The sequence below is a fragment of the Paenibacillus sp. J22P15 genome (genome assembly GCF_056269345.1).
Map to the genome: position 1 here is coordinate 292,351 of NZ_JBWDNT010000003.1, position 15,918 is coordinate 308,268.

General features: G+C 35.5%; 15 protein-coding genes. All 15 read left to right on the top strand.

Going from position 1 to position 15,918, the window contains the following annotated elements:
• The 15 genes from AC0YN6_RS09705 to AC0YN6_RS09775 all read left to right on the top strand — a co-directional run bounded on the left by AC0YN6_RS09705 (position 1) and on the right by AC0YN6_RS09775 (position 15,904).
• Positions 1 to 936: an aldolase gene (locus AC0YN6_RS09705; protein ID WP_475746576.1), complete on the top strand. Its 936-nt coding sequence runs from the start codon at positions 1 to 3 to the stop codon at positions 934 to 936.
• A complete protein-coding gene (locus AC0YN6_RS09710) occupies positions 929 to 1,225 on the top strand; it encodes a lasso peptide biosynthesis PqqD family chaperone (RefSeq protein ID WP_475746577.1) in 297 nt (98 codons plus the stop codon). The genes AC0YN6_RS09705 and AC0YN6_RS09710 overlap by 8 nt, the downstream gene beginning before the upstream one ends.
• Before the next feature lie 31 nt (positions 1,226 to 1,256).
• Complete coding sequence (locus AC0YN6_RS09715) at positions 1,257 to 1,718, top strand: lasso peptide biosynthesis B2 protein (protein WP_475746578.1); 462 nt, start codon at positions 1,257 to 1,259, stop codon at positions 1,716 to 1,718.
• A gap of 11 nt (positions 1,719 to 1,729) precedes the next feature.
• On the top strand, positions 1,730 to 2,917 hold the full coding sequence (locus AC0YN6_RS09720; protein ID WP_475746579.1) for a nucleotidyltransferase domain-containing protein: 1,188 nt from the start codon (positions 1,730 to 1,732) through the stop codon (positions 2,915 to 2,917).
• Between the two features lie 14 nt (positions 2,918 to 2,931).
• Positions 2,932 to 4,740, top strand: a complete 1,809-nt coding sequence (locus tag AC0YN6_RS09725) for an ABC transporter ATP-binding protein (RefSeq protein ID WP_475746580.1) — start codon at positions 2,932 to 2,934, stop codon at positions 4,738 to 4,740.
• Positions 4,741 to 4,869: 129 nt separating this feature from the next.
• A complete protein-coding gene (locus AC0YN6_RS09730) occupies positions 4,870 to 6,051 on the top strand; it encodes a glycosyltransferase (RefSeq protein ID WP_475746581.1) in 1,182 nt (393 codons plus the stop codon).
• Between the two features lie 12 nt (positions 6,052 to 6,063).
• The gene (locus tag AC0YN6_RS09735) at positions 6,064 to 7,092 is read left to right on the top strand and encodes a glycosyltransferase family 2 protein (protein ID WP_475746582.1); all 1,029 of its coding nucleotides are present in this window, start codon (positions 6,064 to 6,066) and stop codon (positions 7,090 to 7,092) included.
• A gap of 20 nt (positions 7,093 to 7,112) precedes the next feature.
• Positions 7,113 to 8,300 (top strand): CDP-glycerol glycerophosphotransferase family protein, encoded by a 1,188-nt coding sequence (locus tag AC0YN6_RS09740; protein WP_475746583.1) that lies wholly within the window; start codon positions 7,113 to 7,115, stop codon positions 8,298 to 8,300.
• Positions 8,287 to 8,715 (top strand): FAD synthase family protein, encoded by a 429-nt coding sequence (locus AC0YN6_RS09745; protein ID WP_475746584.1) that lies wholly within the window; start codon positions 8,287 to 8,289, stop codon positions 8,713 to 8,715. Before AC0YN6_RS09740 ends, AC0YN6_RS09745 begins: the two co-directional genes overlap by 14 nt.
• A gap of 3 nt (positions 8,716 to 8,718) precedes the next feature.
• A complete protein-coding gene (locus AC0YN6_RS09750; protein ID WP_475746585.1) occupies positions 8,719 to 9,732 on the top strand; it encodes a glycosyltransferase in 1,014 nt (337 codons plus the stop codon).
• Entirely contained in the window at positions 9,695 to 10,687 is a 993-nt protein-coding gene (locus tag AC0YN6_RS09755; protein ID WP_475746586.1) for a glycosyltransferase, read from the top strand. Before AC0YN6_RS09750 ends, AC0YN6_RS09755 begins: the two co-directional genes overlap by 38 nt.
• A gap of 20 nt (positions 10,688 to 10,707) precedes the next feature.
• Positions 10,708 to 11,898 (top strand): glycosyltransferase, encoded by a 1,191-nt coding sequence (locus AC0YN6_RS09760; protein WP_475746587.1) that lies wholly within the window; start codon positions 10,708 to 10,710, stop codon positions 11,896 to 11,898.
• A gap of 19 nt (positions 11,899 to 11,917) precedes the next feature.
• Complete coding sequence (locus tag AC0YN6_RS09765; RefSeq protein ID WP_475746588.1) at positions 11,918 to 13,111, top strand: glycosyltransferase; 1,194 nt, start codon at positions 11,918 to 11,920, stop codon at positions 13,109 to 13,111.
• 35 nt (positions 13,112 to 13,146) lie between these two features.
• A complete protein-coding gene (locus AC0YN6_RS09770; RefSeq protein WP_475746589.1) occupies positions 13,147 to 14,328 on the top strand; it encodes a glycosyltransferase in 1,182 nt (393 codons plus the stop codon).
• Between the two features lie 31 nt (positions 14,329 to 14,359).
• Entirely contained in the window at positions 14,360 to 15,904 is a 1,545-nt protein-coding gene (locus AC0YN6_RS09775) for a lipopolysaccharide biosynthesis protein (protein ID WP_475746590.1), read from the top strand.
• The last annotated feature ends 14 nt before the right edge of the window (positions 15,905 to 15,918 follow it).

Here is a 15,918-nt window from a genome sequence, read left to right on the forward strand (position 1 = left end):
ATGTTAAAGACTTTAAATAAAAGTATTTATCGGGCTTTTGGATACAACATATTAAGTGATATTTCCCTTCCGGAGCTGCAGCATCCGACTAGTCTAACAGATCAGGCAAACGTTTTTATTGAAAGATCAGATTTAACCAAATTGTGGATCGAATCGGAATATCAACAGAACAAATTTATAGTCAAAGAAGATTATGTTATGTTTCAAGTTACCGAGACCGCTATTTTTTTAATTCAAGGCGGAAGACGGATAGTCGTTTCACCTATGGTAGGATCGGACGAAGATAAGATCCGACTTTATATTCTTGGAACATGCATGAGTATTCTACTCATGCAAAGAAATATTCTTCCGTTACATGGCAGCGCAGTTGCTATTGATGGTAGAGCTTATGCGTTTATTGGAGAGAAAGGCGCTGGAAAGTCAACACTCGCAACAGCATTCTTAAATAGTGGCTATCAGCTTCTTAGCGATGATGTAATTCCCGTATCTCTATCTAAGGTGCATACTCCTTATGTTATTCCTTCGTATCCACAGCAAAAGCTTTGGCTCGAAAGTTTAAATAGTTTTGGGATGGATATTGATCATTACCGCCCCTTATTTGAAAGAGAGACTAAATTTGCTGTACCCGTTGCATCTAAATTTTCCTCAATACCGTTACCGCTTGCAGGGGTATTTGAACTTACTAAGACCGAAGAGGGAATCATCCATATTAGTCACATTGAAAAGCTCGATCGTCTACATACCTTATATTCTCATACCTTTCGTCAGTTTTTGATTCCACGACTAGGACTTTCGCAATGGCATTTTAGTTACACTGCCCGTCTTGCCAGCCAGATTGAAATGTACCGTATAAACCGACCAAATGCTGGATTTACTGCTCACCAGCTAACTGACTTGATATTATCTACAATTAAAAAGGAGAAAAAAAATGATTAAAAACATGAGTATTTCATTGAACCATACTATCACACAAAGCAAGGGCAATATTGTAAGTGATATGGATGGAGAAAAAGTTTTAATGAGTATTAGTAATAGTAAATACTACAACTTAGGGGTAATAGGCGGGGAAATATGGGATAGAATTGCGATTCCAATCTCGTTAAACCAATTATTGATGAATTTAGTATCTGAATATGAAGTAGAACGATCCGATTGCGAGGAACAAGTTATGACATTTTTAGATCTTTTGTTAAAAGAAGAGTTAATTGAAATTCATACAGCCTAATATCTTTATACTTTATAAGTGGGGCATAAATATGGGTATTTTGAAAAAAGTGAAAACCTTTTGTTCGTTTGATACTAAAACAATGTTTATATTAGTAGAGGCATATCTTTATCTTGGATGGGCTCGTGTTCTTATTAATATACCTTTCTCCAGAGTGGTTCCTTCTTTGGGTGTGCATATGCAGGAAACATTAAATACTGAAATTTTGGCTAATAGAGTTGCCTTAAAAAATGTACGCCAAGCTATTCATATTATGAGCAATCATACATTATGGGACAGTAAATGTCTCGTAAAAGCAATTGCTGGGATGAAAATGCTTGAGAGGCGAAAAATCGAAAGCACTCTATATATGGGAACAGCTAAGGACGAATCTGGAAAGATGATTGCGCATGCTTGGTTACGCAGCGGCCCTTTCTATATAACAGGATCAGAAGGTATGGAGAAATTTACAGTTGTAGGGAAATTCGCGAAACATATAAGCGTAAAAGGTTGAAGGAGAACCCGATGGATAACCATAATAATGTTGATTTATCTGACTTTTCCAATGAATTAAAGTTGCTGCTTGCCGTCTTGAAGATCGAAGACGACGATGTGGAATTTAATTTAAATAAAGAAGACCTATTTTTGAGTATTGATTGGGAGCAATTTCTCCAGCTAGCAAGACATCATCGCGTATATCCATCCATTTACAAGAAGTTAAAAGGAACGGCTGAAAAATACTTCCCTGCGCATGTCATTCAAGCCTTAAATCAATTATACCAAATGAATACGTTTCAAATGCTTCACTTGAGTGGAGAAATGGATCGTTTTTGCACATTGTTCGCTGAGAATGGGATCCGAGCTCTTCACTTGAAAGGACCGGTGCTTGCATCAGAACTGTATGGGGATATTTCCCTCCGAACATCAAGCGATCTGGACATTCTAGTGCCAATCGACGATCTGGAGAAAGTAGATAAAATTCTTCTGAATTTCGGTTATGTAAAGGATGAGTATATTCAGTCCGTATTGGGTGATTGGAAATGGAGACATCATCATGTCACTTATTTTCATTATCAAAAAAAAATAAAGATGGAAATTCATTGGAAATTACATCCGGGACCAGTCAAAGAGCCTAGTTTTAATGAATTATGGGAACGAAAAAGAATAAGCTCTCTTACAAGCACACCCGCATTCTTCTTAGGGAGAGAGGATTTATTTTTATTTCTCATCTCTCATGGGGCACGACATGGTTGGTCGAGACTTCGTTGGTTAATGGATATTGGGCAAATGGTCAAGCAAAAAAATGATTGGGATGCTCTAATCTTGTTACTGCGTAAATACCAGTATCTTCATGTGGGTGGGCAAGCGCTGCTGTTGGCTTCACAGCTATTGAACATTCCTCTCAGCAAAGAGATGAAACCGATAATAGCAGCTAAACGATCTGAGCGCCTAGCGATGGATGCACTGTTTTATATAAAGCGAATGGTTAATCTTCATACGGATCCCCTTCCGGAAGAGGTAGCCAACTATCATAAACACCACTTATTTAGATTGATGTCTAATCAGCAAAAGTTCATTTTTGTTTTGAGTTTTCTTTATCCGTATCCTAAGGATGTTGAAACATTACCTTTACCTAAAAAGCTGCATTTTTTATATTTTCCGTTACGTCCATTTTTACTGGCATGGAGAAAAACGAGGAGACAGGTACCTTAGGAGGATCATATGAAATGGAATATCTTTTACCTTATTTAAAAAGACTTCATGCTTTTGCTGGTGGAATTTTATATGTAAATCTTCTGGGCATGGGAATCATCAGTTTTTTTGAAGGTATAGCTATTTTTCTACTAGTTCCCATGCTGAATATGACCGGAATGTTAGGAAGTACTATAGGAGCCTCCAGCGTGTCATGGATTAATAATTTCTTACCACGAATACCTACTGCGTGGGGAATTCCTTTTGTTCTGGGGATATTCATTATATTGGTCATCGGCCAAAGCCTTCTACAAAGAAAGCTAACCGTACAGAAAGTAAAGATCATTCAAGGGTTTATTAATCAATTGAGGATAGAGACTTATCGTGGTCTTTTACAATCCAATTGGGAGTTTTTTTTAAAGAAGAGAAGATCAGATTTGATAAATTTATTAACAGCAGAAATCGGACGTATTACAGGTGGACTCCACTTATTTCTTCAGTTTTCTACCTCGCTTATTTTTACCTTGATACAGATCGCTTTTGCATTTTGGATTTCGGCAAAAATGACCGCTTTTGTTTTATTATTCGGCATCGTGCTTGCTTTGTTTTCACGTAAGTTTATTAAGAAATCTAAAATGCTAGGAAACAAAACTTCAGAACTGTTAAAAAGCTATCTCGCGGGGATCACTGACCAGCTTAACGGGATTAAAGATATAAAGAGTAATACGTTGGAAGAATCACGTCTGTCATGGATCCGTTCCATAACTGGAAAAATGCAGGAGGAGACAATAGAGCATGTCGAATTAAAAACGACCTCGCAGCTTTTGTATAAGGTAGCTTCGAGCACATTAATTGTGTTATTCATTTTCTTTTCGTTCAAAATGTTTCAAACTGGACCGGAGCAATTCATATTAATTATTGTTATATTTTCTAGGTTATGGCCTAAAATTACGGGTATTCAGTCGAGTCTGGAACAATTAGCTTCGTCAATTCCTGCTTTCAAAGCCTTGTTTGAATTACAACAAGAATGCAAGGAAGCTAGGGAAATAAAGGGGAGACTGCAAGAGAATACAAAGGTAGAGCCTATTCGAATGGAACGAGGGCTTGAATGTCATAATGTCTATTTCCGTTATAATCGAGATAAGCAAACCTATGCTCTTCAAAATATTAATGTCCATATTCCTTCAAACCGTATGACTGCCGTTGTCGGTCGATCTGGTGCCGGGAAAAGTACCTTAATCGATATTTTAATGGGTCTGATGAAGCCGGAAAGTGGAGATGTATTAGTAGATGGAGTCCCCTTGACGGGCAACCTTATCCGCTCGTTACGGCAATCTATAAGCTACGTTCCACAGGATCCCTTTCTCTATAATGAAAGCATTAGAGAGAATCTGTTAATGACTGCACCAGATGCCGGAGATGAACAGATTTGGGAAGCGCTTCAGTTTGCTGCAGCTGATGACTTTGTAAGAGCACTTCCCCAGGGATTAGATACGATGATAGGTGATCGTGGTATCAGACTTTCTGGAGGAGAGCGCCAGCGGCTCGTCTTAACAAGAGCGATCTTGAGAAAACCGTCTATCCTTATCTTAGATGAAGCAACAAGCGCACTGGATACTGAGAATGAAGCGAAAATTCAACAAGCGCTTGAAAGAATTAGGGGTACTATGACAATTATCGTAATTGCCCATCGTTTATCAACCATTAAAAATGCAGACCAAGTGATTGTATTGGAACAGGGACAAATTATCCAAAATGGTGGATTCACAGAGCTCGCGGAAGAAAAGGGAAGCTTGTTTAGCGATTTATTGGAAAATCAAATTCCGAGTACAGTGATCGCTTAATGATGATGGTGGTGGATTGACATGTTCTTAATAAAGAACTATATTTAAGGTATAGAAAATTTTTTTGTTGTATTGTTCACTATAAAGAATGATATTGCGTTAATTTATTTCATGTAAGACGGAGGTTTTATGAAACGGATCTTGATCTCATCTTTTGATATGGAAGTTGGCGGAGTGGAAAGAAGCTTGATTAGTATGTTGGAACACTTCGACTACGACAATTTTCAAGTAGACCTCATGTTATACAGTCATACCGGTGATTTTATGCCGCTGCTTCCCACAGGACCCAGATTGTTAGCAGAGTCAGCAGATTATAAGACATTTCGACTTCCAATTGGGCAAACGTTCAAAAAAGGCAAGGTCGCGATAGGAATGGCAAGGCTGTTAGCAAAATACAAGTCAAGCTCTCATACCTCTTCTGAATCCGGCTATAAGCAAATGCAGCTCATGTGGAAGTACGCATTGCCTTTTTTGCCTAGCTTAAATGAAGAGTACGATTTGGCAATTAGTTATCTTTGGCCGCATTATTTTGTTGCTAGCAAAGTAAAAGCGAAGACGAAGATCGCATGGATTCACACTGATTTTTCGGTAGTTGAGACAGATGAAAAGCTGGATGTACAAATGTGGAATGAATTTAATCATATTCTAGCGGTTTCGGAAGAATGCAAGCATGCCTTTATTAAAAAATACCCGATTCTTGATCAGAAAGTTTCGGTGCTGGAGAATATTACTTCTCAGCAGTTTGTAAGAATGATGGCGGATGAGAAAATCGATAATCCAATGAGCTGTGATCATCGGTTTAAACTGATTTCGGTGGCAAGATTGTCCCATGCAAAAGGGATTGATAATGCAGTAAGAGCATTAAATCTGCTCAAAGCTAGAGGATTCAATAATATGGTTTGGTATGTCGTTGGTTACGGCGGTGATGAAATGATGATTAGAAATTTGATAAAGGAATTTAAGCTGGAAAATGACTTTATCTTATTAGGGAAACAAACGAATCCCTATCCATATGTGAAAGCAGCCGATCTCTACGTTCAACCTTCTCGTTATGAGGGTAAGGCTGTTACGGTAGTAGAAGCACAAATTCTTGCTAAACCAGTGATCATAACCAATTATCCAACCGCAAAAAGCCAGGTGAGTAATGGTATTGACGGTTATATTTCGGAGCTATCGGTGGAAGGAATAGCGGATGGAATACAAAAGGTTTATGAGGATCAAGCATTACGTAAAGCATTGTCTGAAAACTGCGCCAACAAGGATTATGAGAATGGAAACGAATTAGAAAAGCTTTATAAATTAATTAGTTAGGCGGATATGCGTATGCTCCCTAAAGTCAGTGTTGTCGTTCCTATCTATAAGGTTGAGAAGTATTTGAATCGATGTGTAGATAGTATTTTGAATCAGACCTACTCGAATATTGAAGTCATTTTGGTGAATGATGGGTCTCCTGATCAATGCGGGCAAATTGCCGATAGCTATGGCATATCTGATTACCGGGTTAAAGTGATCCATAAGGAAAATGGAGGATTATCTGACGCTAGAAATGTCGGCATGCAAGATGTGACTGGGGAATACACACTGTTTGTTGACAGCGATGATTGGCTCGATCGAAACATGATTAAAGAAATGGTGAATAAAAGCTTGGAGTATAAAGCGGAAATTGTTCAAGCAGCGTTCTATTACGCATATGATGACCATTTGCAATTGGATAATCGCTATCACTTGGAAGACGAAGACCCGATTGTCTTAAACAATAAGCTGCTCATGTCGGAGCTCGTTACGAATGAAAAGGTTAAAAATTTTGCTTGGGGTAAGCTTTATAAAACGAGTCTCATTAAAGATATTCCATTCAAAAAAGGTGTTCTGTTCGAGGATGTGTTCTGGGCTCATTTGGTTATGCATCACGTCAATATGTACGTCATCCTACATCAACCGTTGTATTATTACTTTCAACGCAGCGACAGTATCGTAGCTGTATACACCCCTAGAAATTTGGCCATCATTAGCGGACTGAAAGAAAGACACCGTTTTATCGAACAGTATTATAAAGATTTAACGAATGAATCGTATAAAAGCATCTTAAAAATGAGCCTCATCCATTATTCTATGCTATTAGCAAACAGCAGTAAGGATAGCGGCGGGGTATATCGGAGGGAAATCCGGTCATATATTAAGGAAAACCTCAATCAATTTAAGCATGCAGCCCGAGAGGATGAGCTATTAAAGAAGCAATTGTATTTTTTTTGTATACATCCCTATTTGAACATCACGTACTTGTTGGTGCGAAAGATATTAAGAAACCTGAGAATGCTGCCGCAGCCTAGTACATTAAAGCGAATAAATCTTTAGATGAATGAGGAGAAGACTGCATGTCTATTCAGTGGGGATGGCTTGAAAAATACTTATCATTACTCATCACACATCTATTTAATCTATTACCTATTAAAAATAATAAAATATTTTTGTTTAGTTATTATGGCAGTCAATATGGAGACAATCCAAAATATATTTCAGAGTATATCCTTGCACAGTTTCCTAAAGAGAAGTTTGATGTTGTATGGGCTTTCAATGATATAAAATCGAAACAGCATTTAAATGGCATCATAAAAACAAAGACGATGTCATTTAAGTATTTTTATCATTTATGCACCTCAAAAGTTATTATTACGAATTACAGAACGACGGAATTGTTTGTAAAGAGAAAAAATCAATACTACATCCAAACCTGGCATAGTTCGTTACGCCTCAAGCATATCGAGAAGGATGCAAAAGATCATTTGTCTGAACATTATGTACAAATGGCTCAAAAGGATTCTATAAAGTGTGACCTGTTATTATCTGGATGTAAATTAAGCACAGAAATATTCCAAAGATCTTTCTGGTATGAGGGTGAGATTTTCGAATGCGGAACTCCTAGAATTGATATGTTATTCCAAAATGCGTTAGATTTCAGATCGGATATTTTAAGTAAGCTGCAGATAGCGAATCATTGCAAAGTAATATTGTACGCTCCAACGTTTCGGAGAAATAATAATCTAGACGTCTATAATGTAGATTATGCCGACATACTGCAATCTCTAAATAATAAGTTTGGGGGAGAATGGGTATTTTTGGTTAGACTGCATCCCCACCTTTTATCTAAATCAAGAGAGCTGCCATTCAATGACCGAGTCATGAATGTTACTACATATGATGATATTCAAGAGTTACTGAGTATATCTGATGTACTCATTACGGATTATTCCTCCTTAATGTTTGATTACTCGTATACGAAACGCCCCTGTTTTCTTTATGTTCCAGACATCGAAGAGTACTCGCGAGATGAACGAAATTTATATTTCGATATAGCAGAGCTTCCTTTTATAAGTGCGATTAGTAATCATGATCTACAACAGAAAATCGAAAGCTTTAACGATGACGAATACGAAAGAAACTTAAATGAGTTCTTAAACCGTATTGGATCTTTTGAAAAAGGAAGTGCATGTGAAAGTCTTCTCAAGCGCATAGATAAGGTTTGTTTTCATAATAGAAGGAGGGTTATTGATGAGGCCGTTTAAAATCGGTTATACAACGGGCGTATTCGATTTATTCCATGTCGGTCATCTAAATATATTATTAAATGCGAAGGAACAGTGTGATTATTTGATTGTTGGCGTTAGTACGGATGAGCTCGTCACTCAATATAAAAATAAACGGCCGGTTATTCCGCAGAACGAAAGAATGGCAATCGTACAATCACTTAAATATGTAGATAAAGTGATTCCGCAGACAAACCGCGATAAGTTCTCAGCATGGGAACAATTAAGGTTTGATGTCATGTTCGTAGGGGACGATTGGAAAGGAAATTCTCTATTCTTAGAATTGGAGTATCAACTTAATCAAGTTGGCGTTGAGATTATATATTTTCCCTATACGGAAGGCGTATCTTCCACAGTGGTAAAGGAAAAAATTTCCTTAATAAGGACAAGATAAATCATGAAACCGAAAGTAAGTATTATTGTTCCAGTATATAACGTTGAATTGTACCTTGAGAAATGTATAGAAAGTATACTGGCACAAACATTAGATGAGTTTGAAGTTATATTAATTAACGACGGATCATCGGATAAAAGTGGACCTATTTGTGATTCATATGCAAAAAATGACAGCCGGATAACGGTTGTGCATAAGGAAAATGAAGGCGTTAGTATTGCGAGAAACGTAGGAATACAATTAGCACAAGGTGATTATATCGGATTTGTAGATAGTGATGATCGAATTGATAAGTTGATGTATCAAAATTTGCATGAGTTATGTCTAGAAACGAGCAGTGATATCGCAATATGTCAACTAGGCAGGGAAATTAATGGGAAATTAATTAACAGAGATTTGGAGCAGTACAGAGTTATAATGGGACATGAAGAATCGTTGAGGCAGCTTTTTAAGGGGATATTATATAGATTTTCCTTATGTAATAAGCTTTTTTATAGAAAGTGTTTCGAGAATGTTCGATTCCCCGAAGGACGAATACATGAGGATCTATCCACCACTTACAAGCTTTTTGCTAATTCACAGAAGAGTGTGTACACAAACTATATAGGCTATATCTATGTAAAGAGAGAAAATAGTATATTAACTAGCCAGTTTAACGAAAAACGGATGGATGCATTCATTGGTTGGAGTGAAATTTTATCGTTCATGAGTGCAAATTACGCACAACTATCAAGAGAATTTTTAGCTTGTTTTGTATTTGGCTGTGTAGATAATGTCCACTATATATTTAATCAGGTGGCGAGCAACGAAGATAGGAAAAGATACTTAAGAGGTATTCAACTTCTAGTCAGAGATTATTTCAAGGAAATTATAAAGAATGACAGCTTGTCATTCAAATACAAATATACCATTGTGCTTATGTGTATTAATATCCGCTTATTGCTGCTTAACAAAAAAAAGTTGAAAATAAGGAGGATAAATGAATCCAACACTAAGTATTGTTGTTCCAATATATAATGTCGAGCCTTATATAGAGAAATGTATTCTTTCAATATTAGCGCAAACCTTCTCAGATTTTGAACTCATACTTGTGGACGATGAATCCCCTGATCGCTGCGGAGAAATATGTGATGAATATTCACTGCGAGATCATCGAATCAAAGTGATCCATAAGAAATACGGCGGAGTATCTTCCTCAAGAAATGCGGGAATTAGGATGGCGCAAGGGGAGTATATAGCTTTCGTAGATAGTGATGATCATATTCACGAGAGAATGTATGAGGTCCTATATAACTGTGCGATAGCCCATTCATCAGATCTAGTCGTTTGTGATATTCAAAAGGTGAAGCTAGGTGAGCCGTTTCCTATTGAAACAATGGATTCTAGTCAACTGCCGCAGCACTTTACAAATGTAGAGGCGCTGCATCAATTGTTTTCTTTTTACGGAAATGATTCATTAGCACATCATGTCAAGTGGGAGGTCGTCTGGAACAAGCTATTTAAAAGAAAACTGTTCGATCAGCTAACCTTCATTGAAGGCAGAATATATGAAGATGTGTGTATAGCACACGAAATATTGTATAACAGTTCAAAGATAAGCTTTGTCCCACAAAAATTATATTATTACGTTCAAAGACCTAACAGCATTATTAACTCTCCCTATTCTATAAAAAGATTCGACCGTGTATACGCACTTCATCAACGATCAGAATTTCTCCGAAATATAAATCAGAATGAATTACATTATAAAGCGTTAATACGATTTATTGATGCTTTTTTTTGGAATTACACCAAGGCGGAGGAAGAGCTTATTCAAAAAGATGAAATAAAGAAGCTAAAAAAAATCTTTGATCATAAACTGCTTTATATATTGAAGAATCCTCTAATCGGATGGAAACAAAAAATATTTTATTTGTTGTTTTCGTTAAATCCGTATGTGTTTGTATCCTACAAAAGTATTCGAAAACCTTAATAATTGGGGAGATTTATAGCATGAAAAAGAACTTATTATTTGTGATAGAGTCACTCGATGTTGCAGGATCTGAGAAGAGCCTAGTCACATTGTTATCCTTGTTGGACTACTCTAAATACGCAGTGGATTTACTATTGTTCGGACATGGCGGAAAGCTTGAAGAGCTGGTTCCGAAAGAGGTGAACATCTTAAAACCACTGAGTTACACAAAATTTTCGAATTTAAGCATGAAAAAGGCAGTAGGTTATTCATTAAAAAATTTAGATTTCAAATGTCTTCATTCCAGGACTAAATACTCGATTAGCATACGATTAAAAAAATATAATCATCCGCAGACAGCTAGAATATTTTGGGAAAGTGTTTCTAGCGTCATTGAAAGAAACCCTAAAACCTATGATATTGCGATCAGCTATGCGCAAGGGGTTCCGACTTTTTATGTAGCTGAAAAGGTTGTTGCAAAAAATAAATTTGCATGGATCAATGCAAGCTATAGATTAGATGAAAAAGATAAGAAGTTCCAAAAGAAGTTCTATGATGTATATGATCGAGTAGTAGCCGTATCCGATTCAGCGAAAGAGGTTATCATCGAGACGTTTCCTCATCTCTCGGAGCAGGTTAGTGTTATTTACGATATTAATAATCCTGATTTTATTTCTAAAATGGCTGACGCTGGTGAAAGCTTTGATGATCAGTTTGATGGTGTCCGCATATTGACGATTGGAAGATTAAGTGAGCTAAAAGGATATGATATAGCAATAGCTGCATGCAAAAAACTGAAAGAAGCGGGTATTAAGTTTAAATGGTATGTACTAGGGAAAGGACCCTTAAAAGAAGAGATTGAAAAATCAATTAAAGAAAATGATTTGTGTAATCACTTTATTCTACTGGGCATTAAATTAAATCCATATCCATTTATAAAGGATTCTGATATCTATGTGCAAACATCAAGATTTGAAGGATTCGGACTTGCGATAGCAGAGGCACGAATGCTGAATATACCAGTCGTCACTACAAGATTCGATTCTGTATTTAATCAAATGGTAGATGGCAAAAACGGACTGGTTGTTGATATGAACGGAGATGCTGTGTGTGAAGGGATTTTACAGATAATAAATAATGAAGGATTAAGAAAAAAAATTATTAATTATTTACAAAATGAAAAAAAAGGAAATGTTGAGGAATTGGATAAATTTTACCAGCTGATCGGTTAATAGAAAGCGAGAAAAACAAATGAAAAAAATAAAGATTCTATTCATGGTCATTAATATGAATGTAGGCGGAACGGAAAAAGCTTTACTAAATATGATTTCGGCAATTCCAAAAGAGCAGTATGAAATAACGATATTAATGCTTGAGGAAAGCGGTGGTTTTCTAAACTATATCTCTAGTGATGTACGTATCGAATACTTAAAGGGATATATAGAAAACAAAAGTTTGCTGAATGATCCGCCACCATTATTAGCTATTGATTTTGTTAAGAAAGGAAAAATGATAAAAGCACTAAATATTCTTTCCATGCACATCATAGCAAAGATTACGGGTGATAGGATTGCGTTTTTAAAATATATTTCTAAAAAATGCACGATGATAAACGAGGAATACGATATAGCGGTGGCTTATGCAGGGCCTATGGAATTAATAAGTTATTATGTAGCGAACAATATTAATGCGAAGAAGAAAATTCAATGGATCCATTTTGATGTTTCAAAAATCGGGTTCAATAGCAGCTTTGCTTCAAAAATTTATAAAAAATTCGATAAAATTTTTGTTGTATCTGATGAGGGTAGGAGGAAATTAAATCAAAAATTGCCTGGATTCGAGGATCGGACTGAAAAGTTTTTAAATATATTAGCACCAGCATTGGTGACACAAATGGCGAACGAGGGAGTGGGGTTCGAGGACGAATTTGAAGGGATAAGAATTTTGACTGTCGGAAGGCTATGCGAAGAGAAGGGCCAGGATTTAACCATACAGGTGTTAGCGATGCTTAAAGAAGAAGGATATAAAGTGAAGTGGTATTGCATTGGAGATGGAGTAGCAAGATCCGAATATGAACAACAAATAAAGCACAATGGGCTTGAAAATGATTACATTCTCATGGGATCACATGTAAATCCTTACCCCTTTATGAAGCAGTGTGATATTTATGTTCAACCATCACGTCATGAAGGGTATTGTATAACACTTTCAGAAGCTAGATGTTTTAGCAATCCTATTATTAGTACTAACTTTACAGGAGCAAATGAACAGGTTTCTCATGGAGAAACGGGTTTGATCATAGATTTTGATATGCAACAAATGTATTGTGCAATCAAAGAAATACTAGATGATGAGAAGCTAAGGCGAAAATTAGGATCACGCTTTGAAAGGGATAAGGTTATAGATACGACAAGTGAAATATCTAAATTATTTAGGGTCATTTAGTTTATTCGATATATTCAACGATAGGTGGAATATTAATGAAGAAAATAAAATTATTATTCATGTTAAGCAGCATGAATATTGGCGGAGTTGAAAAATCGCTGATTTCTCTTCTTGCTAATATTCCGCGGCACAAATATGATGTAACAGTTCTTTTGTTAGAGAAAACAGGGGATTTTTTAGATTTCATTCCAGAATGGGTTAGAGTCGAGGAGACAACTTGGTTCAAAAGTATCAAGTCTATTATTATGGAGTCTCCGCAACATACGATAAAAAACTATATTCATAATAAGCAATATACAAAGATAGCAACATTTATCGGGGCTTATTTTATATCAAAATATTTTGATAATCGATTTACTTACTATAAACAAGTACTCAAAAATGTACCTCACAATATAAATACCTATGATATTGCCATATCCTATCAGGGCCCAACGGATACTATTGATTATTACATAGCAAATAAAGTAACAGCAACGAAGAAAATATCGTGGGTACACTTTGATGTCTCTAAGCACATGATGAACCAAAAGTTATATGAAAAGCTATACAGGAAGTTTGACAAGATTTTTGTTGTGTCTGAACAAGCAAAGAAAAATTTAACCGAAAAGATACCAGCTGTTGAGAATAAAACAGATGTTTTTTTGAATATCATATCTCCGAACGTAATAAATGAAATGTCCAAAGAAGCATTAGTTGTAGATGATAACTATAAAGGAATAATAATTGTAACCGTTGGCAGGCTTTCCTATGAGAAGGGTCAAGATATTGCGATCAGCGTTCTTTATAAACTACGCCAAGAAGGATATCAAGTAAGATGGTATTGCGTAGGTGAGGGGGACGCCAGGGAAGAATATGAAAGATTAATTCATCACTATAATTTAGAGAATGATTTTTTATTAATAGGATCTACACCTAATCCATATCCGTTTATAGCTTTCGCGGATATATATGCTCAAACGTCTAGGCATGAAGGATATTGTCTTACTTTAGCGGAGGCTAAATGTTTGAAAAAACCTATTGTTACAACAAATTTTATAGGGGCATATGAGCAGATTGAGCATGGTGATAACGGGCTTATTGTAGAAAATGAAGAAGAGTTATATGAAAAGATAAAGTATTTAATTGATAATCCTTTTGAGAGAAAACGTTTAGTTGATAACATATCAATGAAAAAAATAGAAATGACTGAGATTGAACAATTTAATTTGCTCTAATAAAAATTAAACGATTAAAAGAGGATGAACGATGAGAACTAAGCACTCTATCCATAATATTACGATTAACATCATCTCCCAAGTAGTTATTGTTTTACTTGGTTTTATATCTAGAAAAGTATTTTTAGATAGTCTTGGAGCATCCTATCTTGGAATCAATGGTTTATTAACTAATGTATTAGCGATGTTAGTGTTAGTTGAAAGTGGAATCGCGATAAGTATTGTTTACAATTTATATAAACCACTAGCCGAGGATAATAAAGAAAAAGTAACTGCATTAATTCAATTATATAAGAAAGCATATGGTATTTTGGCGATAATCACTTTGATTATCAGTATTTTTCTTTACCCTCTGTTAGGATACTTAATGAAAGATGGGGCAGCCATACCCCATATTGAAATTATCTATTCTATATTTGTACTGAAAAATATACTCTCATATTTAAATGCACATAAATGGTCACTTATTAATGCTGATCAAAGAGGCTATGTATTGGCAAAAGTTAATCTTGTTTTTCAAGCAACTACAATGATTACGAGAATAATCGTACTACTTATGACCGAAAATTATATACTCTACTTAACATTAGAGCTTGTATTATATTTATTTCAAAACATTGTAAATGGGCACATTGTCGATAGAAGATATCCATATATTAAAACAAAACAAAAACACAATTTAGATAAAGAAACAAAAAGTAACATTACTAAGAACGTTAAAGCTATGTTTTTTCATAATATAGGTGGTTTTTTAGTGTTCAGTACAGATAATATGTTAATATCTTCATTTATTGGCATTGCGACTGTAGGATTGTATTCAAACTATACAATGATCACGCAGCAATTAACTGCTTTGGTGAGTCCTGTTTTGGGTGGGATTGGAGCTAGCGTTGGTAATTTAATCGCTACAGAAAGTACTGATAAAACTTATTCTATTTTTAAAATATCGTTCTTAGTAAATTTTTGGATTTACTCACTTGGAGCTATTTTTTTGTATAACTTATTAGAGCCCTTTATTAATTGGTGGCTCGGTGATGGTTATTTATTAGACAAACTAACCTTTGTGTTCATACTACTGAATTTCTATTTATTCGGGATGCGAACAGCAATAGGAACATTTAAGAATAAAGCTGGATTATTCATACAAGATCAGTATGTACCTATAATCGAAGGTATAGTAAACTTGGGAGCATCTTTGATTTTATTAAAATATTTTGGGCTTGCAGGAATATTTATGGGTACGTTAATAAGCATGATAATAACTGTTTTTTGGACTCAACCGTACATTGTTTATAAACATGTTTTTAAACGTCCAGTGGGGGCTTACTTTAAGAGCTTTGGATATTATTTTGTAATAACAATAGTTACTTGCTTTATAACGACAAGTGTTTGTGATTATTTGGTACAAGGTGACTCGTTTATTTCGATGATTGCAAAAGGATTTTTATGTATATTAATTCCTAACTGTGTATATATATCGTTATTCTATAAAAATGAAGAGTTTAAATATCTGAGAAATGTACTAATAAATTTGCTGTTTGGTCTGAAAGTTAAAGTCTTTTCAATTAGTAAATAAAGGAGACTACGACA